27 protein-coding genes are annotated in these 26255 nt (G+C 42.9%); 13 read left to right on the forward strand and 14 right to left on the reverse strand.

All coding sequences use genetic code 11. The features are described from left to right. Window positions 1-11: 11 nt before the first annotated feature. Genes ACL6C3_RS19350 through ACL6C3_RS19380 form a run of 7 tightly spaced genes read left to right on the forward strand, consistent with a single transcriptional unit; the run spans window position 12 to window position 7206 of the window. Window positions 12-1190, forward strand: coding sequence for a glycosyltransferase (locus tag ACL6C3_RS19350; protein ID WP_413160667.1), 1179 nt, complete (start codon window positions 12-14; stop codon window positions 1188-1190). A 44-nt stretch (window positions 1191-1234) separates the two neighbouring features. Next, on the forward strand, window positions 1235-3253 hold the full coding sequence (locus tag ACL6C3_RS19355) for an ABC transporter ATP-binding protein (RefSeq protein WP_413160668.1): 2019 nt from the start codon (window positions 1235-1237) through the stop codon (window positions 3251-3253). A gap of 33 nt (window positions 3254-3286) precedes the next feature. Further along, window positions 3287-4255: a glycosyltransferase family 10 domain-containing protein gene (locus ACL6C3_RS19360; RefSeq protein WP_413160669.1), complete on the forward strand. Its 969-nt coding sequence runs from the start codon at window positions 3287-3289 to the stop codon at window positions 4253-4255. Window positions 4256-4297: 42 nt separating this feature from the next. After that, the gene (locus ACL6C3_RS19365; RefSeq protein WP_413160670.1) at window positions 4298-5269 is read left to right on the forward strand and encodes an Npun_R2821/Npun_R2822 family protein; all 972 of its coding nucleotides are present in this window, start codon (window positions 4298-4300) and stop codon (window positions 5267-5269) included. Window positions 5270-5278: 9 nt separating this feature from the next. Then, a complete protein-coding gene (locus ACL6C3_RS19370) occupies window positions 5279-6166 on the forward strand; it encodes an Npun_R2821/Npun_R2822 family protein (RefSeq protein ID WP_413168370.1) in 888 nt (295 codons plus the stop codon). A 13-nt stretch (window positions 6167-6179) separates the two neighbouring features. Further along, window positions 6180-6830: an Npun_R2821/Npun_R2822 family protein gene (locus ACL6C3_RS19375; protein ID WP_413160671.1), complete on the forward strand. Its 651-nt coding sequence runs from the start codon at window positions 6180-6182 to the stop codon at window positions 6828-6830. Between the two features lie 4 nt (window positions 6831-6834). Further along, the gene (locus tag ACL6C3_RS19380; protein ID WP_413160672.1) at window positions 6835-7206 is read left to right on the forward strand and encodes a hypothetical protein; all 372 of its coding nucleotides are present in this window, start codon (window positions 6835-6837) and stop codon (window positions 7204-7206) included. 53 nt (window positions 7207-7259) lie between these two features. Here ACL6C3_RS19380 and ACL6C3_RS19385 read toward each other — a convergent pair whose 3' ends face one another. From ACL6C3_RS19385 to ACL6C3_RS19400, 4 genes are all read right to left on the reverse strand, one after another. Beyond that, complete coding sequence (locus ACL6C3_RS19385; RefSeq protein WP_413160673.1) at window positions 7260-8153, reverse strand: sulfotransferase; 894 nt, start codon at window positions 8151-8153, stop codon at window positions 7260-7262. Between the two features lie 115 nt (window positions 8154-8268). Beyond that, the gene (locus tag ACL6C3_RS19390) at window positions 8269-9849 is read right to left on the reverse strand and encodes a Na+/H+ antiporter (protein WP_413160674.1); all 1581 of its coding nucleotides are present in this window, start codon (window positions 9847-9849) and stop codon (window positions 8269-8271) included. 239 nt (window positions 9850-10088) lie between these two features. Further along, entirely contained in the window at window positions 10089-10211 is a 123-nt protein-coding gene (locus tag ACL6C3_RS19395; protein ID WP_413160675.1) for a photosystem II protein Y, read from the reverse strand. A gap of 299 nt (window positions 10212-10510) precedes the next feature. Next, on the reverse strand, window positions 10511-11083 hold the full coding sequence (locus tag ACL6C3_RS19400; protein WP_413160676.1) for a gamma carbonic anhydrase family protein: 573 nt from the start codon (window positions 11081-11083) through the stop codon (window positions 10511-10513). A gap of 108 nt (window positions 11084-11191) precedes the next feature. On the opposite strand from ACL6C3_RS19400, the gene ACL6C3_RS19405 reads away from it, so the two are divergent. Together ACL6C3_RS19405 and ACL6C3_RS19410 are read left to right on the forward strand one after the other, a co-directional pair. Continuing rightward, window positions 11192-11698 carry a TIGR02652 family protein gene (locus ACL6C3_RS19405; protein ID WP_413160677.1) on the forward strand — a complete coding sequence of 169 codons (507 nt, stop codon included), beginning with the start codon at window positions 11192-11194 and terminating at the stop codon, window positions 11696-11698. 73 nt (window positions 11699-11771) lie between these two features. Then, window positions 11772-12212: a VOC family protein gene (locus ACL6C3_RS19410; RefSeq protein ID WP_413160678.1), complete on the forward strand. Its 441-nt coding sequence runs from the start codon at window positions 11772-11774 to the stop codon at window positions 12210-12212. A 20-nt stretch (window positions 12213-12232) separates the two neighbouring features. Here the strand turns inward: ACL6C3_RS19410 and ACL6C3_RS19415 are convergent, their stop codons facing one another. The 9 genes from ACL6C3_RS19415 to fabG all read right to left on the reverse strand — a co-directional run bounded on the left by ACL6C3_RS19415 (window position 12233) and on the right by fabG (window position 22009). Then, entirely contained in the window at window positions 12233-12382 is a 150-nt protein-coding gene (locus tag ACL6C3_RS19415; protein WP_413160679.1) for a hypothetical protein, read from the reverse strand. Between the two features lie 110 nt (window positions 12383-12492). Further along, window positions 12493-12651, reverse strand: coding sequence for a hypothetical protein (locus ACL6C3_RS19420; RefSeq protein WP_413160680.1), 159 nt, complete (start codon window positions 12649-12651; stop codon window positions 12493-12495). Window positions 12652-13101: 450 nt separating this feature from the next. Next, entirely contained in the window at window positions 13102-13686 is a 585-nt protein-coding gene (locus ACL6C3_RS19425) for a peptidoglycan-binding domain-containing protein (protein ID WP_413160681.1), read from the reverse strand. Window positions 13687-14024: 338 nt separating this feature from the next. Next, on the reverse strand, window positions 14025-14627 hold the full coding sequence (locus tag ACL6C3_RS19430; protein ID WP_413160682.1) for a peptidoglycan-binding domain-containing protein: 603 nt from the start codon (window positions 14625-14627) through the stop codon (window positions 14025-14027). 349 nt (window positions 14628-14976) lie between these two features. Next, window positions 14977-15564, reverse strand: a complete 588-nt coding sequence (locus ACL6C3_RS19435) for a peptidoglycan-binding domain-containing protein (protein ID WP_413160683.1) — start codon at window positions 15562-15564, stop codon at window positions 14977-14979. A gap of 197 nt (window positions 15565-15761) precedes the next feature. After that, window positions 15762-16697, reverse strand: a complete 936-nt coding sequence (locus ACL6C3_RS19440) for an ADP-ribosylglycohydrolase family protein (RefSeq protein WP_413160684.1) — start codon at window positions 16695-16697, stop codon at window positions 15762-15764. Between the two features lie 77 nt (window positions 16698-16774). After that, window positions 16775-18625 carry an ATP-dependent zinc metalloprotease FtsH gene (gene ftsH, locus ACL6C3_RS19445; RefSeq protein ID WP_413160685.1) on the reverse strand — a complete coding sequence of 617 codons (1851 nt, stop codon included), beginning with the start codon at window positions 18623-18625 and terminating at the stop codon, window positions 16775-16777. Between the two features lie 346 nt (window positions 18626-18971). Then, window positions 18972-20879: an ATP-dependent zinc metalloprotease FtsH4 gene (ftsH4, locus tag ACL6C3_RS19450; protein WP_413160686.1), complete on the reverse strand. Its 1908-nt coding sequence runs from the start codon at window positions 20877-20879 to the stop codon at window positions 18972-18974. A 314-nt stretch (window positions 20880-21193) separates the two neighbouring features. Beyond that, a complete protein-coding gene (gene fabG, locus ACL6C3_RS19455; protein ID WP_413160687.1) occupies window positions 21194-22009 on the reverse strand; it encodes a 3-oxoacyl-ACP reductase FabG in 816 nt (271 codons plus the stop codon). 42 nt (window positions 22010-22051) lie between these two features. On the opposite strand from fabG, the gene ACL6C3_RS19460 reads away from it, so the two are divergent. The 4 genes from ACL6C3_RS19460 to ACL6C3_RS19475 all read left to right on the forward strand — a co-directional run bounded on the left by ACL6C3_RS19460 (window position 22052) and on the right by ACL6C3_RS19475 (window position 24531). Next, on the forward strand, window positions 22052-22639 hold the full coding sequence (locus tag ACL6C3_RS19460; protein ID WP_413160688.1) for a Uma2 family endonuclease: 588 nt from the start codon (window positions 22052-22054) through the stop codon (window positions 22637-22639). Between the two features lie 228 nt (window positions 22640-22867). Next, entirely contained in the window at window positions 22868-23191 is a 324-nt protein-coding gene (locus ACL6C3_RS19465; protein ID WP_413160689.1) for a hypothetical protein, read from the forward strand. A gap of 74 nt (window positions 23192-23265) precedes the next feature. Then, window positions 23266-23937, forward strand: a complete 672-nt coding sequence (locus ACL6C3_RS19470; RefSeq protein WP_413160690.1) for a Fe2+-dependent dioxygenase — start codon at window positions 23266-23268, stop codon at window positions 23935-23937. A 30-nt stretch (window positions 23938-23967) separates the two neighbouring features. Beyond that, a complete protein-coding gene (locus tag ACL6C3_RS19475; RefSeq protein ID WP_413160691.1) occupies window positions 23968-24531 on the forward strand; it encodes a PepSY domain-containing protein in 564 nt (187 codons plus the stop codon). Between the two features lie 304 nt (window positions 24532-24835). On the opposite strand, the gene ACL6C3_RS19480 is transcribed toward ACL6C3_RS19475, so the two are convergent. Further along, a complete protein-coding gene (locus ACL6C3_RS19480; RefSeq protein ID WP_413160692.1) occupies window positions 24836-26251 on the reverse strand; it encodes a DUF1802 family protein in 1416 nt (471 codons plus the stop codon). Between the last annotated feature and the right edge of the window lie 4 nt (window positions 26252-26255).

Here is a 26255-nt window from a genome sequence, read left to right on the forward strand (position 1 = left end):
ATGTGTACTTCGTGAAGATTTCAGTCGTAGTCGGAGATCTCTCTAGCAGTGGTGCGGGGCGATGGGGGGGAGCAGTGCGTCCCTTTTTGCTATCTCAAGCACTTCAGCAACTCAACCTTGAGGTAGAAATGGTTGGCTTTGTGGACAACGATCGAGAGCCGGCCATCAATCAAAGCATTCCGATTATTTCAGTTCCCAAAAAACATAACATTTATCCACAATTCTTAATTTCAGCCCAACAGTTGCTTCGTCAAATTACAGGCGAAATCATTTATGCTTATAAGCCCAAACCGACGAGTTGGGGTTTATCTTTAATCAAAAAAATGCAAACAGGCCGCCGGGTAATTTTAGATATTGACGACTGGGAGTTAAGCTGGCATGGGGGAGAACAGTGGAAATATCACCCAACATTTAAACAATTAGCCCGGGACCTGTTGAAACCCGATGGAGCCTTCAGACAGCCGGATCACCCCTTTTATCTGAAGTGGATGGAAAGTCTGGTGTCAAAAGCAGATGTAATTACCACTCACAACCAATTTTTGCAAAAACGCTTTGGGGGGGTTTATGTCCCCAATGGAAAAGATGTGAACCTGTTCGATCCGACAAAATACGACCCTCAACAGAGTCGCTCGGATTACGGTTTGAGCGACTATCGAATTCTGATGTTTCCGGGAGCGCCCCGACCCTATAAAGGCGTTGAAGATGTTTTAATGGCTTTAGATCTCCTCGATCAACCCGACTTGAGACTGGTGATTGTTGGCGGGAGTCCATACGATGATTACGACAACGAGTTGACGAATAAATGGGGACGTTGGATCATTAAAATACCCAAAACTCCAGCTTCAGAAATGCCCAGAATTGTTGCTGCGGCTCATATTATCGTGATTCCTCAGCGAGATAGTCCTGCGGCGATGGCTCAATTTCCGTTAAAGTTGACAGATGGGATGGCAATGGCTAAACCTGTCTTATCGACCTATGTCGGCGATATTCCCGAAATTTTAGGGGATACGGGTTATTTAGTCGAACCCAACTCCCCCCAACAGCTAGCCGACAGTATTCGCCAAATCTTTGAACATTGGGAAGAAGCTGATGCAAAAGCAATTAAGGCCAGAGAAAAATGTGTCGAGAAATATAGCTTGGAAGCAATGGCTGTAATTCTATCGAAAGTGATTGCAGGTTTATCGGTTTGAGTGGAGTTCTCGTTTAATGTTTTTCCATCAAGGATGGTTGTCAAATGTCTTCTAATCTTCCGTTTCTTTTAACATACGCTAGGCGTTATCCGCTCAAGATTTTTCTGACGGTTTTACTGGGATTTTCCGGGGCAGTTTTTAATGGTGTGGGTACCACGTTAATTGTTCCTGTTGTTCTCACCTTTTTGGGCCAAGATGTCCAAGTCGGCGCCGATGCAGCGATTATTAAAGTTTTGCTGTCACCTTTTCAAGGGATTCCCGAAAACTATCGATTGGGGATCATGGCGGGGGCTATTGTTTTTGTAGTGGGTTTAAAAAATCTAACCAACTATATTGGTGGCTTGGTTTCGGGTTCTCTGGGACGAAATTTAGTGGCCGATCTGAGAAAAGAGGGTATAAAACTTTTGCTAGAAGTTGACCTCGATTATTACTCAAAAACCCGGGTCGGAGATATTCTTAATCGGCTGTCAGGAGAAATTGGAAGAACCTCAAGCTCCGTTAGTATTATTATTAGAATTTTAACGATATCAATCACACTTTTAGTTTATTTGAGCATTTTAATTTCCATTTCCTGGGAACTCACCCTAGCCTCAATGCTCTTGGTGGGAATTGTGGTGTTATCCAACCAATTTTTTATTAGACGTTCCAAAGTTTTAGGAAAAAAACTAACAGAAGTAACCCGAGCTTATTCGATAGCCACCTTAGAAACGTTAGGCGGAATTAGACTCGTCAAATCAGTCGCCAGTGAGGACAAAGAATATAACCGGTTGCAGAAGTTAATCCTGGACCGAGAGAAAGTCAGCTTTCAAAACCAGATTAATGAGTCTGCCATCAGTCCGATTAATGAGATCACCAGCATGATTGTGATTCTCTTAATTGTTGTACTCGGACGCCTATTTTTTGCCGAACGAATTGAAAGCCTATCAACGGTTATTCTCACCTATTTATTTATTCTGTTTCGGACTCTACCCCTGCTTTCAAACTTAAATAGCGCCCGCAGTAGTTTTGCAAATGCTTACGCCGGCGTTGAAATTGTCAAAGACTTCCTCAACCGCAAAAATAAACCGATTATGAGCCGGGGAACCCTTCCGTTTACCGGCTTAAAAGAGGGAATTCATTTTGAGCAGATTTCCTTTGGTTATCCCGATCACGAAAGCCTGGTTCTCAAGGAAATTGATGTGTTTGTTCCCAAAGGGACAACCCTGGCCTTGGTGGGAGGTTCGGGCGCCGGAAAGTCAACTTTAGCCGATCTCGTGCCGAGATTTTACGATCCGACTCGCGGTAAAATTACAATTGACGGTGAAGATTTGCGAGAATTTGACCTAAAAACGCTCCGGCAAGCGATGGGAATTGTTAGTCAAGATACGTTTCTGTTTAATGCTTCTGTTCGCGATAATATTGCCTATGCTAAACCCGATGCAACCAATGAAGAAGTGATCAAAGCCGCAGAAAGAGCCAATGCTTATGAATTTATTGCTCAGTTACCCGAGGGGTTGAATACTCAGATAGGCGATCGCGGTTTATTATTATCGGGAGGTCAACGTCAACGGATTTCAATTGCCAGAGCGCTGTTAAAAAATCCCGAAATTTTGATTTTAGATGAAGCAACTTCGGCTTTAGATACGGTTTCCGAACGATTGGTTCAAGAGGCGATTGATGAACTCAGCCGCGATCGCACAACCATTGTCATTGCTCACCGTCTTTCTACCGTTCAAAAAGCCGATCAAATTGCGGTGTTAGAAAAAGGACGATTGGTAGAACTCGGTAGCCACGAGGAACTACTCGCCCAAGGCGGTCAATATGCTAAATTGTACACGATGCAATTTGCCGATGAAGCGGAACGAGATCAAGCCATTATTAGAAGTTCCTATGAAGTTCGTTCTCGTCTCAATCCCATGATTGGTTTTCTACAATTATTATCCGATGATTTAGTTGACGATCCAGACGAACGTTCGGAACTGATTAATGAGTCCTATCGTTCGGCAACCAATATCCTAGAAAGTTTGGAATTTATAGAAGACAGTGTTAAACTGCGGATGAATCGCAACATCTCATCAACTTAAAGAACAAAGAAAATTCTTAAAAAGGTAAAAGGCATGAATCCTAAAACTGTTGGTATGATTACCAGTTATCCCGGAGCCAATCAAACAGATTGGCTGTGGAAACAAACCCCCGAGAGCTTTGGAAAATGGGGGAATATTATCATACGAGCCAACGACCCCAAACCGGATTTTCTCCTCCTCTATCAGTTCGATTTTCCCCGGAAATCAACACCCAAAAAAAAGTTATCCCTGCGAGAACGTCTCCGTCAACTGCGTCAGCCCCAACCGCCCGAACCCAATCTTCAAGAACAATTTCGGGGCGTTCCAAAAGAGCGGATGATTTATCTTTTGCGAGAACCTCCCCTTGAGGAAATCTTAGAAATTAATCAATATAATTATCAGCAAGCCCAACAGTATTGTGATTATGTTTCCGGCCCGGATCGGTACGCTCCCGTTCCCGATTATATGCCGGCTATTTGGTATCACGGTAACTGTTTTCGAGAGTTGAATGAGATGGAACCCCCGCAAAAAGTTCGCCCCTGTTCTTGGATTACATCGGGAGTCAATCGCTCCCAAAATCATCAAAGACGGCTCAATTTTTTAAAGGAGATTGTTGAACAAAATTTGGAGGTTGATATCTACGGCCGCAATTTGCCCGACTGGTCAAAGGCTCAAGGTTCTCTCAATAATAAATGGTACGGTATGGCGCCTTATTCTTACAATTTATCGATAGAAAATTATGCCGAAAATGATTTGTATGTCAGCGAAAAACTTTGGGATGCTTTATTAGCTTGGTGTTTGCCAATTTATTATGGGGGGCCGGCGGCCGATAAATTATTACCGCCCGGAAGTTTTTTGCGTTTGCCGAGTATTGATGAAAAAGGTATTGCTTTTATAAAAGAGGTGATTTCTACACCGGATCGCTGGTATGAAGCGAAAGAGGCGATCGCAGAAGCCCGACAAATTATTCTGCACAAGCTAAATTTAATGGCTTGGTTAGATGACTACGCGAGTAAATTTTGATAAAAGCATTTTGACTCAAAATCTAGCGAGAACACAGGCAAAATGAAACAGGGAATTTGTACGCTTGGAAATGATATCGTCTACGACCAACTGGTCGCTTTATTGAACAGTATTGATACCATTTTGGGTTCAGAAACGCCCGTTTGTATTTATCCTTTTGACGATCAACTTGAAAAAATTAAAGCTGAAGTTGAGAGGCGTCCTAACGTTTTTATCTACGAGGATACGGACTCCATTCAACGTTGGGATGAATTTATGGCTGTTGCTTCTCCGGCGAGTGTGAAGCGAAACTATCGAATTTATGGCGGACATCGGCGTTTTTGTGCGTTTGATGGTCCTTTCGATCGCTTTGTTTATCTCGATGCCGATACCTTGGTGATGAACAGTCTCGACCGGGTATTTGATGGGTTGGAAAATTATGATTGTGTCACCTACGATTTCCAACATTTAGACCCCAAAATGATTTACAATGTTAAATCACCTTTGCTGTTTAAAGTGTTTTCTCCTGAGGAAGTTCGCCTAGAAATTTTTTGTTCGGGATTTTTTGCTTCTAAAAAAGGATTATTTCCTCCGCAGCAGCGAGAATGGTTACTTTCACAGTTAAAAAATTCCGAGTCAGAAATTCTTTATCCCACCGGCGATCAACCGGTTTTAAATTATATGTTTATGCGGTCAAAGTTACCCATTTGTAACCTCGCCCACCATCTTCCCAATTCAGAAAAAACGGGTAATAGTGTTACGTCCAGTCATTTTGAAGCGCAAGATCATATTGTTTATGATAAAGGAAAACGCCTGACTTATCTCCACTATATTGGCATTGCCCCCCGAGTCATGCAAGCGGTTTGTCGGGGCGAAAATATCGAGTTTCCCTATCGAGATATCTTCTTACACTATCGCTACCTCCACGAACCGGAAAAGCGTCCGGTGTTTACAAGTCCTGGGGTTCCCTATAATTATTCACCCAAACCGAGTTTATTTAAACGAGTTTTGAGAAAGTTAAAATTAACAAAATGAGGATAAAATATCATGCGTGGAATTTATATCGTTGCCAACGATAAGGTCATGGAAAATGCAATTGCTTTACTCAATAGCATTCGCTTTTATAATCAAAACATCCCGATTTTTCTGATTCCCTTTAACGAAGACTATCATCAAGTTGCCGAAACCTTAGGTCGTTTGCATGACGTTAAAGTGTTTCCTGATTTAGATTTTCTCGAACAGTTAACCCAAAAAGTCGGAGAAATTTTTGATCGGGATTTTCTCAAACTTCCTAATAAAATGCGAAAGCTGGTGGTTTGGTTTGGGCCGTTAGACGAATTTCTCTATATCGATACCGATATTGTGGTGTTTGAAGATATTGTCGCGAATTTAGATTATCTTTCTGAAGTCGATTTTTTCTGCTGTGACTATCATTTTTCGGGTCAAAAGTTGCGGAATATTTTCTCGTCGTTTGTCCTTGAAAACAATCTTTTCACCGAGAAAGAACTGGAGGATGTATTTAACAGCGGGTTTTGGGCATCTAAAAAAGGTATTATTAGCTTAGAACAACTTTATGATACTTTGAGAGAATGTTCGCAACATCGAGAATATTTTGATTTTACTCAAGGTGTAACCGATCAACCCATCCTGAATTATTTGGTTCTCAAAAACATTCCCAAGCGGGGAAATTTAGTAAAAACACCCGCAGGAGGGCCGGGAAGTTGGGCGGGTTCGCCTCATTTTAAAGAAAAAGATCATATTCTTTATGATGGCGGTAAACGTCTACAATATATTCATTGGGCGGGTACAAGAATGCAACCCGGTTGTCCCTACTGGAAGATTTGGGAACATTATCGTTATTTGCATGAAGGAAAACCCGCATGGCAAAGAAAATTAAGTCGTTTTTTCCCGTTTTTAGCAACTCGGACTTAACAGGAGTAAACCAATGACTGAGGGTATTTATACACTGGCGAATGATGTTGTTTACGATCAATTCGTGGCATTACTCAACAGTATTGAAGCCAATGCAGGTCGAGAAATTCCCGTTTGTGTGATTCCTTATAACGATCAACTAGACCGGGTAAAAGCCGAAATCGCCAACCGGAAAAATGTTAAATTATTTGATGATGTTGCGGTTATAAACGATTGGGAAAATTTTGTTAGTGAAGCCTGGAAAGCCCACCGGAGGGCGCAGGAAGTTTGGAAACAGCGAGAGTTACCCTCTGTTTATCGTTTGGCAATGCACCGAAAACTGTGTGGAATTAATGGAGAATTTGATAAGTTTGTTTATTTTGATGCGGATACGCTGTTAATGAGTCCTTTGGATGCGGTTTATGAAAAGTTAGATGAATATGATTGGGTTGCCAATGATTTTCAGTATAAATCGGATCTCAAGTATATTTTTGACCGTCCTCAAGAACAATTACTTCGGGTATTTGAAGCGGAAAAGTTGCCTTCTCATATTTTTTGTGCGGGATGGTTTGCCTCGAAAAAGGGGGTTTTAAATTCGGAAATTCTCGATGATTTACTCCGGAAACTGAAAGCGGGTGAAGCCGATGTGATGGCTTTATTTGGGGCCGGATCAGTCTTTGTTTAATTATATGGTGTTACGAAGTAATATTTCTTTCTATAATTTTGCTTATCATGGCATAGAAACGGCTACGGGAAGTCACTGGTCTTCACAATTTGATCAGGTGGATCATGTGTTGTATGACAACGGTAAACCGATCACTTATATTCATTATATGAGTGTTCCGTCTTCTAAATTTACCAAACTCTGTGCGGGGGAAGATACGGATATCCCCTACAAAGAATTATTCCTGCATTACCGCTATTTGAAATCTCCCAACTCGCGCCCAACTCTCAAGCGTCCCAGTTGGTTTGAACAGAAAAAACGAGCGGTTTCTAAGTTTGTGAATCAGAAAATTGACAATTTTAACTACAAACTTCGTCGGTTTAAAAGTCGGGAATAAGCCATAAATCAATCCAGCATAGGGGTCATGTCCGAAAATAGAATGTCACTAAATTACTTTAACCAAGCGGACAAATCTCGATTTAGATAATCTTGTAACTTCAGAACATCTTCACGGTAGAAATCTAACAAAACCTCTCGTTCTTCGGGAGAAAGAGAAACAGATTGCTTAGATTTGGAGTTTTTAGAAATCAGCCAAGAACGAATGGCTTGACGTTTTTCTTGGGGTAATAAGGTTCCTACAGTTGAACGAAAAACGGTTTTCAAGGGGTTTGGTTTTCGGAGTAAACGATTGATCGAACTATTTTTAGGGATTGATGCGGTTTGATCTTTTTGAGAGGTGTCCGGTTCAAAATCCGTCGAAACTCCAATAAATTCGTATATGCTTTTCATCATTTTAACCGAATTTTCGCACAAGTCTTTGTAGAAAAAGACTCGAAATTGCTGAGTTCCAAAGGTCTCTTGAAAACTTTTTATAGGATTGTAATATAATCCTTTACGAAGTTGAAAAGATGATGGAGATTGCCGAGTTAACGGGAGAGTTTGTTCACTATCAATTGCATCTCGTAAGTGCATGAGATAATCTGAAAAAGCTCGTTCTACAGGATGACGTAAAACAACAAAAATTTTGGCATTGGGGATATATTTCTGAATCCGAGGGATAGATGTTTCATAATGAAACAAACAATTAACAGAACCATCTCCAATTGCTAATTCATCGGTACATTGGGAAAAATTATTCAGGTACTTTTCATAAGAATAGCGAAAAGCACGTTTTTCATAGTAAGCTTGATTATTAGCAATCGTTTCTGGAGGTAGCTCACTCTCTAAAAAATTAGGCTCTTTAGCCCTTCCCAAACCGATTTCAGGGTGCTGTTCCATATACTTATAAATCGAACTGGTTCCGGCTTTCTGGATACCCGCCATTAAGAAAGTAGGTAAAGGCATTTTCAAATAAAGTTTGATGATTTTTTCAAAGCAATTTTTTTTTGAATATTATAGTAGGGAAAACTTGTTATTCGTTATGTCTGCAATAAAACTTTACCTAGAATAGAAATCTTTTCTATTCTGTTGCTTTTTCTTTCTCCTGTCCTTCAAACACTTCCCAAAGCAGGGGAGAAAGGTTGCTATCGAGACGACCCGAACGAATTAACTGTGCATAGGTATCGGCTTCGATATCGACCATTTCCTCTAACAATAATTTTAAACTGAGTTCTTGTAAAGAGGGATGTTCGGCTTGCATTTTATCGATTTTTTCTTGAATTTGTTTTAACTCAAGATTGACTAAATCGGCTTGATATCGATAAAACTCCGGGTCGGTTTCTTGTCGGCGAATCACGTCCGATAAATGATTTTGCACTCGGTTTAACGCCACCCGACGGGCGATTAATTCTAAATATTCTTGACGCAAAGGTTGATCGCCAATTAACCCCAATTTGTCGAGTAAGGGTTGAGTTGTTAAACCTTGAACTAATAAAGTAAACAATACCACGCCAAAAACAGTCGCGATAATTTCATCCCGTTGTTGTAAAGCAATGGGTACGCTCAACGCCAACGCAATAGAAACCGAACCCCTCAATCCTCCCCACCACAAAACGGTTTGAATTTTGAAATCAATTTCAGATTTAGCCAAGCCATTACTAATCGCACTTAACCCGTAGGTACTAATCGCTCTAGTAACAATCATTCCGGCAATTGTAATTAAAATGGGTTTAATATTGGCGGCTAAATTGGGAAATTGAATCTGATCGCCGATTAACAGAAAAACAATTGAATTGACAAAAAACGCCAGAAACTCCCAAAATTCACTAACAATAATTCGAGTGCGGGGATTCATCCCAATCCGAGAACCAAAATTCCCCAAAATCACACCAACGGTAACAACACCAATGACACCGGAACCCCCCAACTCCTCCGTTACGACATAAGTTCCGTAAGCGGAAACCAGGGTTAAAGATTGTTCAACCAAAGGAGAATCAAACCGTTGAGTCAGATAGGAAATTCCGAAGCCAATTAAACTCCCAACTCCTACACCAATTCCCACAAAAGTAAAAAATTGTAATAAAGTTTGGGAAACCGAAAATTCAGTCGTTCCCATCGGTATCCCGACTAACAAACTAAAAGCAACAACCGCCACCCCATCGTTAAATAAACTTTCTCCTTCCATCAAAGTTCGTAAACGTTGGCTGGCGCCCAATTCTTTCAGCAAGGCGACAACAGAAATGGGATCGGTTGCTGATAGACTCGCTCCCACTAATAAAGCGATCGCCAATGGAATTCCTGCAAACCAATTTAACCCAAAAGCAATACCGACAACCGAAATAATCACCCCGACAACTGCAAACAAGGTAACGGGAACTAGATCTCGTTTCAACTCCCGCCATTTCATATTCCAACCCGCCTCAAACAGTAACGGGGGGAGAAAAATTTCTAAAATCAGTTCGGGGGAGAGGTTGACCAGGCGAATGTCTTCAAACGCCAGAATCGATCCGACAATCACCAACAGCAGGGTGAAGGGTATGCGACGAAACCACACAAACAGACGGGAGACGGTGGCTACACTCAGCGAAACCAGGAGAACTAATAAAAATTGCTCTAGGTTTTGCTTGATGGCGATTTCAGTTAGGGCAGTTTCTGGGGTCATGGGATAAATCGATGCTCGGTTGCCAAAAACACTCAATAGAGCAGGGAACGGGGAACAGGGAACGGGGAACAGTGGCGGAAAGATTTCACCGTCTAGGATGGGTGAATCAGTCTATATCCTAACCACCCGTTCAACTGCTTTATCATACCAAGCTCTGGGGGTTGTCCGGCAACTCAAAACCGACTATCCCCTCAAAATGAGAGAACAGTCGGCGTTGATCTTATGGGTTGCTCTCAGGTTTATTTGCTGCTCAGGAACGTTTGAGCTTGTCTGAGGGCTGCGGCTCCGATATTAAACACAGCCCAACCGCCAGCGATCGCGATCGGCATTAAAACCACTAGCAGGCGAAAATCGAAATCCATTTGCTCTCCTCCAGTTTCTTAAAAAAATTCTCATAACTTTATTTTTATCTCATTTTTCCCAATTGCTCAATCATTGCTCAATCAAAAATGTTTATAGGTTGTCGGGAAGAGGGGAGGTGGGGAGAGGGGGAGGTGGGGAGGAAAGAAGTCAGAAGTTAGAAGTCAAAAGTCAGAAGTTCAGGAGTTGCTGTGTTCAGGAGTTGCTGTGTTCAGGAGTTGGGAAACAGATTTTTGCGTAGGGGCGCATGGCAATGCGCCCTCCTAAACAGCCCAATTATTGCCTATAGCAAGATTACCCCTTACCCCTTACCCCTATTCCCTGTTCCCTGTTCCCTATTCCCCATTCCCTTTTCTGCGTGAACCGAAGCCAACTGCTGATACTGTTGGGCGTGTTCGATCAAGTGATCCGCTTCGGCTTGTGACACCTCTCGTAGGGGTTTAGCGGGAACACCGGCCACCAGGGTTCGGGGAGGAACATCTTTGGTAACAACGGCCCCCGCCCCGACAATACTACCGCTACCCACCCGGACGCCGTTCAAAATTACCGCCCCAATGCCGATCAAGCTTCCCCGTTCGATGTGGGCCGAATGAACCACCGCCCGATGTCCGACTGTAACAAAATCTTCCAAAACCGTAATCTGACCCGGATCGCCGTGTAAAATAGCCCCATCTTGAATATTGCTATTGGCTCCGATGATAATCCGTTCCACATCGCCTCGCACGACTGCCGAATACCAAATGCTGACCCCAACGGCGACCTCTACCCGTCCGATGACAGCGGCGTTCGGAGCGATAAAAGTCGCCGGTGACAGATCCGGAGTCGGCCAGTCTATGGCATCGTTACAGATAAATTGATTGGCTTGGTTACTCATTGCTTAATTATAAATTTATACCTAATTCGGCAAATCTTCCCCGAAAGGAAGGAATCACCCCCGCTATAATAGAGTCTACAAGCTAGCAGTGCGAAAACTGATTTCAGCATGAATTCTGCCTTGCAGTATCCTATATTTGGCCCGGAAATTCGCTGTCCTCACTGTCGTCAAAAGATTCCCGCTTTGACGTTGACAGATACTTATTTGTGTCCCCGTCACGGCGCTTTTGAAGCCGATCCTAAAACGAGTGAATTAGTTCATCTTCAGTCGGGACGGCATTGGCGTCAGTGGAACGGGGAATGGTATCGACAACACACCCATCCTGATGGTATTCGATTTGAAATTCACGAGGCGTTAGATCGCCTTTATACTCAAGGTTATCGTGCTACTCGCGTGATTATTGCCCAGCGTTATCGAGAGTTGATTAGTTCCTATCTCGAACGCAGTACCCCCTGGCGAGGACAGTCGGATAACACTCAACCGAAACTCTACGGTTTACCTGTAGAATTTAGTCCCGATCCCAAAGATGAACCTTGCTGGGATGTGATTAATTTTGATTTGGAAAAAGAACAAGGTGTGCCAATTCGCTATCCTTATTTTCGCTTGTTTGAATAGTTGATTTCATCAAAAGCGGAAACTTTAACCCGTTCTTTGGGAATTGCTCGCTGTTTCTCATCTTCTTTTTTCTATGCACCATGCTTCTATTCGCACGGCTAACATCCATCGGGCGATCGCATTTTATGAACTTCTTGGTTTTCAAGTTTGCGAACGCTTTACGACAGGCTACACTCTGGCTTGTTGGATGGAGGGTTTAAACGGGCGAATTGAATTAATTCAAATTCCCGAACCCAAACCCGCACCGGATGCTTTTGGCGACGAACATTATGTAGGATATTATCATCTTTCTTTTGATTTGACGGATGCCACGCCCAATTTACCCCAGTGGGTTAATCATCTCACAGAACAGTTGGAAAAGGCAACTCAAGCCCAACCGGATTTATACCAACCGTTGAAAATTTTACTCGAACCGACTCAGCAAATGATTGGGAATTCGGTTTATGAAGTCACTTTTATTGCCGATACTGATGGTTTACCGTTGGAGTTTATTCGCTTACAAAAGACGGGGTAAAATGGGTTAAATACAATTGATTAAGACTGGTGAGTTAGGGGGCGAGTTCGAGTAGCATTAAAGATGAATTCGCTATAATCTGCTAACTCATCCAATCCCAGAAGATTCAGTAAGATTTCAATGATTAGCCAAGTTAATATTTTAATGGAAAGTTGCTGTAAAATCATCATACTGTTCTCCTTCGTTGGATGAAACTTGAAAAGCGATCAATTCTCTAAAGTTTTGAATCGAAGTTACTCATCCAGCCTGTTATTTAGCCCGGTTATCTTTTGGTCATTTTTTAGTCATTGGGTTTCTCGATCTTCTGTTGATTTTGCTGTTGATCGAGTTTTTTTTCCAGCCAAGACAGCAAGCGCTGAGAGAGTTTAAACTGTCCGTTGAGAATTTCATCGGAAATCGCGATCGCCAGTAGTAAAATACACAATTCAATGGGTTCCATTTGATTTACCCTCCCGTTCAATTTCTAACCTTTTCTAGAGTTTTATATCATCTCCGATTAATTGATTCTCATTATGTAGGGGCGGGTTCAGGGACTATCTCTGACATCCATTACTAAAGTTCAATAAACCCGCCCCACCCTGATAACAGCATTAATCAACCGGACATAGTATTACAGGTAATTTCGGTTAGAGTAGACTGTGAATGTTAAGTATTTACTACGGTAAAGGCAAAACTCGAATTTGTCGTTACAGAAAATCTCAGAACTTTAATTCAAGTGATCATTCTCAACTGAAGTGATTCTCAGGTTTTCTCAGGTTTTCTCAGGCGTCTATCAATTTAAGTGGATGGGAAAAACCCGATCTCTCAATAGAAACCGGGTTTTTGTTCTCTAAACGTTAACCGACGAAATTTTCGGGAGTGGGGGAAAAATCCCCCATTTCTCAGGTGACTATTCACCCAGTTTCCGCCAAGTTTCTTTCCCAACAATACCGTCAACTTTTAAACTTTTATTGGCTTGGAAAGTTTTAACGGCATCCCGAGTTTGTGGCCCAAAAATGCCATCAAGAGACAGCCAAAAGAAACCGTGGTCATACAGACGCAATTGAAGACATTCAACCGCATCACCGACATCACCTTTGGAAAGGACAGGCATCTGAACATCGTAGGGATAGGATGTAGGTACAAACGGAGAATAGAACTTCTTACCGAGAGGAAATTCTTGTCCGCACAGCGCCCGCCAGGTATATTTCCCGATAATTCCATCAACAACTAAGCCACCATAATTCGCTTGAAAATGCTTAACAGCCTTTTCCATTTGGGGGCCAAATTGTCCGTTGAAACCGATGTTATATTTGTAAGCGATTAAACGTTGTTGTGCGAAACGAACCGCCTCACCTGCGGCACCTAATTTTATAAGAGGTAGGACAATTCCGCTCGATTTAGCCGCAGCATATTCAATCGGTTCAGAAGCGGGAATAGCAGTAGCAGTTGCAATTGCTTCTCCGTTGGTTTCGATGTTGGTCATTGCACTCATGGTTGATCTCCTAGACTAATAAACAAGAGTTAATTTGTGTTTTTTCTTGTTTGCTTTACAACTATAATATAGCCGCTAGAGTTGCTAGGTAAAAAGTCGCTTTTTTGTGTTACTTTACTTGAGCTATTAACAGTTATTTCAGTGAGTTAACTCATATAAACTACAAGAAAAACGACATCATTCAACTCAAAAATAAACTCGATAAACTGGAATGAATGGTGTGTTTTCACCGAGGCTGCCATACAGAAACCCGCTTTCAAAGAGAAAACGGGTTTTTAGGGTGTGTTCCCTTCTACAAACGAATTGGCATCGGGGGATTTCCCCCCATTTCGAGGTGATTATTCGCCCAACTTACGCCAAGTTTCTTTCCCAACCACACCGTCAACTTTTAAACCTTTCAAGCGTTGAAAAGCTTCCACTGCTTGGCGAGTTTTTAGACCAAAAATGCCATCAATATACAAGGGATAGGGAAGTTTGAAATCAATGTCAGACAGACGCAATTGGAGACATTCAACCGCATCACCGACATGACCTTCGTAAAGGACAGGCATATTAACATCGTAGCGGTACCGTGTCTCTACAAACGGAGAATAGAAACTCCGACCCAAGCGACGAAATTCTGCGTCACCGTTACACAGCGCACGCCAGGTATTTTCTCCGATAACTCCATCAACATCTAAGCCACCATAATTGCGTTGAAAATGCTCAACAGCCGCTTTCATTTGGGGGCCAAATTGTCCGTTAAACTTAATGGGATATGCGTTAGCAATTAAACGTTGTTGGGCGAAACGAACCGCCTCACCTGCTAAACCTAATTTTAAAAGAGGTAAGTCAATTCCGCTCGATTGAGCCGCAGCATATTGAACCGGTTCAGAAGCGGGGATAACAGCAGCAGTTGCAATTGCTTGTCCGTTGGTTTCGATGTTGGTCATTGCACTCATGGTTGATCTCCTAGATTGATAAACAAGAGTTAATTGTGTTTTCCCTTGTTTGCTTGACAACTCTAATCTAATCGTTAATAGGGGAGGATTAACAGTCGCTTCTTTGTGTTACTTTGAATGAAGTCCAAAGGTGAAAACCAACGTTAACACAACTGAACTAACTCATATAAATTACAACCAAACGAGTTAAGCCGTCGAACCTCAATCAAGAAGCAAAACGGTTGAAAAGACGTTATCTAGGGTACAAAAATAAAACCCGATCTCTTTGTGAAATCGGGTTTTTACAAGTATTAATAGGAACAAGGTAAATTTCAGGATTTGGGGGAAAAATTCCCCCAGTTTAGGCAAATTATTCGCCCAGCTTGCGCCAGGTGTCTTTCCCAACCACACCGTCAATGTTTAACCCTTCACGGGCTTGAAAAGCTTTAACGGCGTCCCGAGTTTTCTCGCCAAAAATACCATCAATGTACAGCCAAAAGAAACCGTTGTCATAGAGGCGCAATTGGAGACATTCAACCGCATCACCCACCGAACCCTGGTAAAGTTCAGGCATATTAACATTGTAGGGATATTTGGTATTTTTCAGGGGGAAAGAGAAAGTCCAACCCAAGCGAGTATATTCTTGGTCGCACAGCGCCCGCCAGGTATTTTCGCCAATGATTCCATCAACACGTAAGCCACCATAATTGGCTTGAAAATGCTCAATAGCAGCTTTCATTTGAGGGCCAAATTGTCCGTTGAAACCAATTCGATATCCGTTAGCCATTAAACGTTGTTGGGCGAAACGAACCGCCTCACCTGCTAAACCTAATTGCAAAACAGGTAAATCAATTGCGCGAGATTGAAGCGCAGCAGATTCAACAGGTGCAGAAGTAGGAATAGCAGTAGCAGTTGCAGTTGCTTGTCCGTTGGTTTCAATGTTGGTCATTGCACTCATGGTTGATCTCCGAGACTGATAAACAAGAGTTAATTGTGTTTTCCCTTGTTTGCTTTACAACCCTAATCTAATCCCTAACAGACCGATGCAAACAGTCACTTTTTTGTGTTACTTTGAATGATTTAAAATCATTAACACAACTGAATTAACTCATTTAAGTTACATCAATCTAAACCCTTTGAACGGCGCAGATCTAATTATAGAGGATAACGATCTTCTAACTTTTGAGCTAAATTGAGAATATCGTCTTTTCTCGCCAAAACCTCCACCCAGTCCGAGGGGATATTTTCCAAGCCATAATAAATCCCGGCGAGTCCTCCCGTTACCGCCCCGGTGGTATCGCTATCATCCCCTAAATTAACGGCTTTGAGGACTGCTTCGGAATAGGAAGATGTGGTCAGCAAACACCACAAGGAGGCTTCTAAAGTATGCAGAACATAACCGCTCGATTCTATTTTTTTTTGTTCTACCGTCTCAATATCTCCGGGTAAAACTCGTTTAAAATATCTTAATTGGTCAGCAAATTCTTCTTGTTCGTAGAGGGGTTTAATCCGTTCTATTCCGCTTAAATAGGCTTCTTTGAGCGTCATTCCTTGCAATAAAGAAATGGCGATGCTAATATAAATTCCGCAGGCCATTTGCGATCGCGCATGAGCATGAGTAATCTTTGAACAGTCGTGAACTTTGGCAATTAAATCGGGAAAAGACTCTTGTTTGTACAAAAACGCCAGGGGTAAAATTCGCATCAAAGACCCATTTCCATTACTGCGATCGCTGGTTTCTCCGGCTTCGGTGGGGGGAACGCCTTTTCGCAGACGATTAATGGCAATTTGAGTCGTTACCCCAATATCAAAAACGCCCCCTCTAGCGGTCCAAAATCGTTCTCTATACCAGCGACAAAACGAGTCGGCGATCGCGTTTAAATCATAGCCTTGATGACATAAAACATCCGCCAAACAAAGCGTCAGAGAACTATCATCAGACCAAGTTCCCGGCGGTTGATTATAAGTTCCATAGCCGGTCATCGTGGTGACGGGATGAAGACGCCGTTCCGATCGCACATGAAACTCTACCGGAACCCCCAACGCATCTCCCACACACAACCCAATTAGTGCCGATGCGATTTTACCCATGACATCAAATTCAACCTATTCTTTAGTCTTATTTTACCCCCGGTTAATTTCTCTGAAAACAAATTAATAAAATTATCTCAATTGACAGGCTGAACCCGATCCAGCCAAGCTTGCAATTCTTCCCCTTCAATCACCTCTTTGGCTAAAAGATGACCGGAAATTTCATCAAGTAAAGCGCGATTTTTATTTAAAATATCCAGCGCCAACTGATGGGCAGTCTCCACAATTTCCTTCACTTCTTTATCAATCGCTTCGGCCGTTTTTTCACTCAGATTTCGACGAGTATTTGATTTATTTCCCAAGAAATTCGCTTTTCCCTCTTTCCCATAAGCTAACGGTCCCAAAACCTGACTCATGCCATAGGTTGTAACCATTCTTTCAGCCAAGTCTGTCGCCCGTTGCAGGTCACCAGAAGCCCCATTTGTAACTGTTTTAAAGATAATTTCTTCAGCCGCCCGTCCGCCGAGTAACATGGCAATTTGTTCGCGAAATTCGGTTTCATCCATCAAGAAACGGTCTTCGGTTGGCAATCTTAACGTATAGCCTAACGCCCCAATTCCACGCGGAACAATAGAAATTTTAGCAACCTTTCCGCCCCCCGGCATTAACGCCCCAACAATAGCATGACCGACTTCGTGATAGGCGACAATTTTCTTCTCTTTTTCATTGAGAACCCGGCTTCTTTTTTCTAAGCCGGCGACAACCCGTTCTATGGCTTCTTGAAAATCTTCTTGGGCAACGGTTTGACGTTGATTTCTAGCCGCCAATAACGCCGCTTCATTGACTAAATTCGCCAAATCTGCGCCGCCAAAACCGGGAGTTTGGGTGGCAATTTGATGTAAATCCACATCTTCTCCCAGTTTAACTTTTTTAGCATAAATCTCTAAAATAGCTTTGCGTCCCGCCAAATCTGGACGGTCAACTAACACCTGTCGGTCAAACCTTCCGGGTCTTAATAAAGCCGCATCCAAAGCTTCCGGGCGGTTAGTTGCAGCCAGTACAATAACGGTTTGATCTCCAACCCCAAACCCATCCATTTCAGTTAACAATTGGTTGAGGGTTTGTTCCCGTTCATCGCTGCTACCACTTTGAAAACCGCCACCGCCACTTCTAGACTTACCAATCGCGTCTAATTCATCAATAAAAATAATACAAGGCGCCTTCTTTTTCGCCTGTTCAAATAAATCACGAACTCGCGCCGCACCCGTCCCCACAAACAATTCTACAAACTCGGAAGCAGAAATACTAAAAAAGGGAACACCCGCTTCTCCAGCAACGGCTTTCGCCATCAACGTTTTACCCGTTCCGGGCGGACCAACTAACAAAACTCCTTTGGGAATTCTCGCCCCAATTTCGGTGTAACGTTTGGGATTTTTGAGGAAATCAACAATTTCCGCCAATTCGGTTTTTGCTTCTTCAACTCCGGCAATATCGGCAAAAGTAATTTTATCAGATTCTCCCTCAACATAAACTTTAGCCTTACTTTTGCGAATTGAGAGGGAACCTTCGGGGTCGCGTTTGCCTAAAAACTGAAAAGCCGCCACTAAAATTAAGGGCGGAATAATCCAACTCAAAAGCACATAAAACCCGCTATTTTTCGGAGGTGGTGCCGCTTGAAAGACCACTTTATTTTGTTCTAAACGTTTGGCTAAATCCGGATCAAAAATGGGAGTTGTGGACAGTAACGGCCCAAATTCTTCTTGATTTTCTCCTTTGAGGCGATAGCGAATTTCATTATCTCCCACCTGCACCCCGGCAACTTGCCCATTTTCGACTTGTTGAATAAAAATACTGTAGGGAACACGCGGCACTTTTTGTTGACGGGGCAGAACCAAATAGGCTGCAAACAATATCCCAGAAATAATTAATAAAATTTTACCAATTTGTTGGGAGTCGGGGAATCGAGATTTCTTTTTTTTAATACTCATCGCAGGTTTAGGGGTAGCGGAGAATCAGTAGGGGTGAAATCCCCCGAAATCCCCCTTAAAGATCCCCCTGTATCTCCCTTAAATATCCCCCTGTATCCCCCTTAAAAAGGGGGACTTATTATCCCCTCTCTTCCCCTTGAAAAAGGGGACTCTTAAGTTCAGTTCCCCCCTTTTGAAGGGGGGCTAGGGGGGATCGAATTCAAAAGGGAGTTTGGCATCCAGTTTTCCTCTTGCCTCCCTTTTTAAGGGAGGTGCCGTAGGCGGAGGGATAAAGGGGGGCTAGGGGGGATGTAATTTCAAAGGGACTTTTAATCCGGGGGGGGATAATTCCCCTACTTCTATTATTTTAACCAACCGTTGCGGCTTGTTTGTGTTCAAATTGAATCTGATTCAAGAGATTTTGCAACTCTTCGCCTTCAATCACCTCAACATCAAGGATTTTTTGGGCTATGGTTTCCAACAAATCCCGATTATTTTTGAGAATATTCAGGGCTTTATTGTGGGCAGATTCAACAATATCCTTGACTTCCGCATCGATGGCTTTTGCCGTATCGTCGCTGACATTACGACGGGGGTTTCCCATCATATTATCGCCCAGAAAATTGTTTTGTTGTCCTTTTTCGTAGGCAAGCGGCCCCAACACCTTACTCATGCCGTACATCGTGACCATGCGTTCGGCCAGGTCTGTAGCCCGTTGCAGGTCGTTGGACGCGCCGGTGGTAATACTGCCAAACACCACCTCCTCAGCCGAACGTCCGCCCAATAACGTGGCAATTTCGGCTTTAATTTCCTCGGAACTCATCAAGAACTTGTCTTCGGTGGGCAGTTGCAGGGTATAACCCAAAGCGGCCATTCCGCGAGGAACAATCGAAATTTTGGCGATTTTTTTCGAGTCACCAACCGCAGCAGCCACCATTGCATGGCCAACCTCGTGATAGGCGACAATTTTCTTCTCTTTGTCGCTGAGAACCCGGCTTTTCTTCTCTAACCCGGCGACAACCCGTTCAATGGCTTCGGAAAAGTCTTCTTGGGCGACTTTTTCCTGACGACGACGGGCGGCTAACAGGGCGGCTTCATTAACCAGGTTGGATAAGTCAGCCCCAGAAAAACCAGGAGTTCTCGCAGCAATGGTTTTCAGGTTAACATCAACATCGAGTTTCACTTTCTGGGCGTAAATTTCCAGAATTTGCAGGCGTCCACTCAAGTCAGGACGGTCAACCAAAACTTGACGGTCAAAGCGTCCGGGACGCAACAAAGCGGGGTCAAGAACTTCCGGGCGGTTGGTTGCAGCTAACACAATTACTGTAGCTTCTCCGGCGCTAAACCCGTCCATTTCTGCTAACAATTGGTTGAGGGTTTGTTCGCGTTCGTCGTTTCCGCCGTACATACCCCCGGAATTTCGAGAACGGCCGATGGCGTCTAATTCGTCAATGAAAATAATACAGGGCGCTTTCTTTTTCGCCTGTTCAAATAGGTCGCGAACTCGCGCCGCACCCGCCCCAACAAATAATTCTACAAACTCCGAACCGGAAATGCTAAAAAAGGGAACGCCCGCTTCTCCGGCTACGGCTTTCGCCATCAAAGTTTTACCGGTTCCGGGAGGTCCGACGAGTAAAACACCTTTGGGAATACGCGCCCCAATTTGGGTAAACCGTTGGGGAGATTTCAAAAATTCGACCACTTCTTCGAGTTCGGCTTTGGCTTCTTCTACGCCGGCAACGTCTTTAAAAGTGACTCGGGTGGATTCGTTTTCAACGTAAACTTTTGCCCGACTTTTGCTAATAGAAAGCGCACCTTGCGGCCCGCCCAAACCGCCGCCGGCACGACTTTGTAAAAAGCGGCCGATACCTATCCAAATTCCAACGAAAATTAACGGCGGAATTACCCAACTCAGCAACGTGGTAAACCAGTTATTTTGAGGGGGCGGGGCGGCGGCAAATTGTACGCCTTTGTTTTCTAAACGTTTGGGAAGTTCGAGGTCAAAAATCGGCGTGGTTGACAGAACTTGTCCTTTTTCTTGGTCGCCTTCGGGTTTGAGTTGATAGCGGATTTGATTTTGGTCGATGTAAGCTTGGGTAACTTGTCCGTCTTCAACTTGTTCGATAAATAAACTGTAGGGAACTCGCGGAATATTCTCTCCGAATAAACCGGGTAAAAAGATATTAGCCAGCAGAACTAATCCTGCTAACCATAACAAGATACTTCCCAGAGGGATATTATTCGGAAATTTGGGTTTTTCGTCTTTGACTGCCATATTTTTACGGTTCTGTGGTCTATTTTGTTGGGTGTATCAATTGCTAAAGTTTTGGCAATTTTCAAAAAATTAGGTTGAATTTACCCTACCTCGGTTTGGAAATTGTCAACGTTTTGGCAACTTCTACAAGGTTAATGGGTTTGATGCACGATATCCGTCTATCTTGAGACAGAGAAGAAATCGCAAAAATTTAAGAAGATTTGTTTAAAGGCTTTGATGATCGGCGATTGAATAGACAAAGGTCTGTTTTCAATCCGAGAAATTGATCGATATCATTCTTCAACACCTCCCATCTTGACGATTTTTTCTCTACTTTAAATATTGCCATAAACGGGAACCGTTGCGCCTCGAATATCTCGGGCCTCTTCAGACGCCAGGAAACAAATCACTTCACCGATAGATTCGGGTTTGACCCATTGGTCGGCGTTGGCATCTCCCATTGCTTCTCGGTTACTCGGCGTATCGATAACACTCGGAAGGACAGTATTGGCGGTGATATTCGTGCCTTTGGTTTCTTCGGCAATAGACTGAGTTAACGCAACAACTGCGGCTTTTGAGGCACAATAGGATGCCAGTTGCGCCCCCGGTTGGACGGCACCCCGCGAACCCACTGTAATAATTCGTCCGTAGCCATTTTGTAACATTTTGGCAAGGCTATGTTTGCAAACCAGGAATGTTGTATGTAGGTTTAAATCAAAGTCTTTTTTCCAGTTTTCATAACTGTATTCGTGAACTTTTCCCATCGCAAACCCCCCAACCAAATGAATTAAAACATCGACCCGTCCCATATCTTCTACCAGTTGTTGAACGGCAGATTCTTCGGTGAGATTAACAGAAACAAATCGAATCGTTTCAAAATCAGTTGGCGAAAGGATGCCTTTTAGACGTTCGACTTCCGCTTCGCTACGATAAGGAATTGTGACTTTTGCACCTTGGGAAATAACGAGAGGGGTGACGCCCATGCCGAGACCCCCAGTTCCCCCAGTGAGTAAGACTTGTTTGCCTTTCATGGGTTGATTGAGTTGACTTCTTCTGTTTAAGATAACGCGATATTTGTTTAAAATCGGGTGAGGTTTTCTCGACATTGCGATCGCATTTTTCGGCTTGACAAAAAGTTCAAATTGTGGCAATAGCCTTATATAATAAAAGAAACTAACGCCGAGGTTCGTTTGATGGTGACACAAACTGAAAAACCAACTTATACCCCAGAAGAATACCTAAAACTCGAAGAACAAGCGGAATTTAAAAACGAATATCGGGATGGAGAAATTATACCTATGGCTGGCGGAACAACAAATCACAACAAAATTGCTGGAAATTTCTACAAAAGATTTCCTTTAACCATTCAAGACCAAGATTATGAGGTTTATATTGGTGATGTAAGATTATGGATTCCCGACGCCAGAACTTACACCTATCCTGATATTATGGTAATTGAAAGTGAACCTATTTTTCAAGAAAATCGCCGGGATATTCTCACAAATCCCTTGTTAATTGTGGAAGTATTATCGAAATCAACTCAAAGTTATGATCGAGGGGATAAGTTCCGTTCCTATCGTTCAATTCCCAGTTTTCAAGAATATATTTTAATCGATCAATCCGGCTATCATCTCGAACAATATTCAAAACAAGCCGAAAATCAGTGGTTATTCAAAGAGTACGAAGGCGAAGAAGCAATATTAACGTTAGAATCCGTTGAGTTACAGATTCCATTAAAAGAAATCTACGAACGGGTGAACTTTGAACAAACAGAAGAATAACAATAATAAAAATTCTGTTAGTCTGGGACAATTTTAAAATTACTGAGGCGATCGCGAAAACCCTCGGCCAACTTCACGGGGGCAAAATTATCATTATCAGTTTACCCCGGATCGGTAGCCCCTTTCAAGTTTACCGACCCCCGGCTTAAAAAAATCATGGCACCTTTCCGAGTTCTTTACTTTTCTTGCCTATCGTGGTCATAACTGTCACATTTCGAGGAATTTTTTATGAACTCCAAAGCCGTTGCACTGTTTCTGAGCATTGGTTTGGCCACCAGTCTCGCCGCCTGCGGAACAACCGACGCCGGTGGTGGCGAGGAAGGCGGCGACGAGTCCAGTGCGATCCCCACCCCGTCACCCTCCGCCAAAGCCGCACAGTCTCAAAGGGTTAATTCATTCCTTTGGGCTTCGGGGGGAGAATCTGGAGAATCTGGAGAATCTGGAGAATCTGGAGAATCTGGAGAATCTGGAGAATCCGACGAATCCGACGAATCCGACGAATCCGACGAAGGGGGCGAATCCGGGGAAAAGCAATCCCGTTCTTTATCATAATTCCCGGCGATACATCCAATCAAAAACTTAAGTTCGACTCAAGTTTTCTCTCAATTATACTGTGTTTAAGTGCCATGATTTTATCCATCGATAACGTCCTCACCGCTCAAGAGTTAGAACAGATTCACGTAATCCTTAAAACCGGGGAATTTGTGGACGGAAAACTAACGGCCGGCACCTTCGCCAAAACCGTTAAAGACAACTATCAACTCAAAGGAAATACGGACGCCGCAGCCGAGGTGAAGGCGGTGGTCAATCAGGCACTTAAACGCAATGCGCTGTTTCAAGCGGCCGTTCGTCCGAAGTCAATTCGCCCGATTCTTTTTAGTCGTTATCAACCGGGAATGTCCTACGGATTGCATACCGATAATGCTCTGATGGGGGATGAAAATTTAACCCGTTCCGATCTATCTCTAACCTTATTTTTGAGCGCTCCCGAGAGTTATTCCGGCGGAGAACTGATCATAGATACCAGCTTGGGCGAACAGTCTTTTAAATTAAATGCCGGCTCAATGATTGTTTATCCTTCCACATTTTTACACTGTGTTAGTGAAGTGACGGAAGGAATTCGACTGGCTGCTGTAACCTGGGTTCAAAGTATTGTTCGGGATGCTGATCGCCGCGAAATTTTATTCGATCTCGATACCGTTCGGCGGGCGATGTTTGAGAAGTACGGCAAAACTATAGAGTTTGATTTGCTCTCAAAAACCCACGCGAACCTGCTGCGAAAATGGGCAGAAGTCTAAGATTAATTTAACACAAAATAGGATATTTTAATGATGAATTTCCGAAAAACTCACCGCCAAATTGCGCCGATTCTGTTTATTCCTCTGCTGCTTTCGGCTTTAACGGGTATTTCTTACCGGATTGGTCTAACTTGGTTCGGTTTACCGGGCAAATTTGGCGGTTTTATGATGTATTTCCACGAAGGACGTTTTTTAGGAAAACCCCTGGTTCCGGTTTACGTTTTGTTGGTGGGGCTGGGATTGTTGGGGATGATTGTGAGCGGTTTCACGTTAATTAAGCCGCGCAAACAATCGAAATCTGTTAAGCTAAATGAGCGGAGATTTCACCAAATTATCGCTCCCATTGCATTGCTTCCCCTGGCGGTTAGTGCAGTTACCGGCGTCGGTTATCGACTGGGAAAAGCCTGGTTTGGGTTGTCTTCGGATCAGGTGGGTTTTTTACTGAGAATTCATCAGGGTTCTTACCTGGGTCCGGCGCTCAGACCGATTTATGTTTTGTTAGTAGGATTAAGTTTAATTGTGTTGTTGGTGACGGGTTTACAGATGACGGGTATTTTCCGCAAACGCCGCCCCCAAAAAACTGAAAATAATTGATTAAATCTAGGAGCGGGTTTTTACACCAAACCCGTGTTGTAGGGGCGGGTTCGACGTGAATTTTGTTACCTATAATTAATCTAAATAAACCCGCCCCGTCCCCGGAATTAATTCAGTAGAGACTAAAAAAACCCGGTTGATTCTACGGCTTCCTCAAATAGATAATGTGTATTATTAAAGAAACCGGGTTTTTGGCGTGGTACCTCATCCGAACACACACCGCTATAATTGTTGGGGTGGGGCGGGTTTATAACAATTGTTTCTAAGTACGAGAAGTTATTGCGGAACCCGCCCCTACAGAGGTTTAATTAATTTCCAGTTCCCGCAGAAAGTAAAATAGATAGTTCCCATTATCGTCTATTTTTCGTCCTAAATAACCCGTTAACGGTGATGACAGTTCTATCAAAATTCCTGATAAATTTTCTTGAGGCATATTCAATGTTAGACAAGCACCATAAATTACGTCTACTTTTACAGCGTCCTGTTTTGTTTGTTCTTGACACAGTTTAACGGCTTCAACAATTTTACTTCGCAGTTGAATGTCTTGTTTGACTTTTTCAATATATTTATCAATTTCACCGTCAATTTGTCCGGCTGTTAGATAATCTTTCAGTTCAAATAGATTAACCGAACCGGGATATTTTGCTTGAAGTTCAACCAAGTTTTGTAAAGTCATGGGATTCATAATACTGATAATAGATTGTTGTGCAGATTTCTCAAGATAACTTGTAGGTTTACCTGGGCCAATAATTAATTTAACAGCAGTTGTATAGCTTTCTCTACCTAAATGTCTCATACCAATTCGATAGAGTTGTTCTGCTGTAGAGTCAGGAAGACTCTTACCTGCTTTGCATTCTCCCACCATTGGATAGGGTTTATGACAATACAAATCCATCCCACCCGCACCGCCTTTTGCATCGGTATCAACCTCAAAACCCAAAAACGCCAAACTTTGACGAACGATATTTTCAAAGGCAGTTCCTTTTTCATATTTTCCGCCTGTTTCTGCGGTTCCCAACTCATTAATTGTAGAAATCCAATCGGGTAAAGGTTTAGTTATTTTTTGTGTTTTCCAACCTATAAATTGTTGAATTTGCTCATCTAATTGTTTCGCCCCAGAATCAGTTATGGCTAACTGAGAAATTGCCATTTGTAATGCTTCTAATTCGGGATATAATGGAGGCTCACGGTTGAGTATTTGACGGTATCTTTGCTCAAAAGCTTCGTTAGTTAAAATTGGGTTATTTTCACTAAGCGTTAAAGTTGGAGAAAGCGGAAGAAAGCGGGGGCTAGAATTAACCGCAACTTCCAACGGTTGACTGAGTTGATAAACCCGCAAATAGGTTAGAAAAAAATGTCCTCGCTTGGCTAAACTTGCGTGTAAAGCTTCCTCTGTCCAAACCGTTAACTGAGATAACAAATCAAACCGTTCTGCTTCGTTAACGATTTGACAAAGTTCACATTTTGCCCAACTTTTAATTCTAACTTTTTCCGAACCCAATTCGGCTAAACTCTGATGAACCGTTGGTAAAAAATTCGGCCGATAATATTGTTCGTTTGGGAGGGGGTTGGATGATGTATCTGCGGGATAAAGAGCGAACTGTCTGTCGGGATTAATAAAAATTCCGGCGATAATTAAGATAGTTCGCCCTTGGTTTAACGCTTCCACATCGGGAGCGGGTACACGCAAAGCAGTATCAATTGAAACAGATTGACTCACGTTT

Origin of the sequence: Capilliphycus salinus ALCB114379, assembly GCF_047276495.1 — a bacterium.
Classification (GTDB): domain Bacteria; phylum Cyanobacteriota; class Cyanobacteriia; order Cyanobacteriales; family Microcoleaceae; genus Capilliphycus; species Capilliphycus salinus.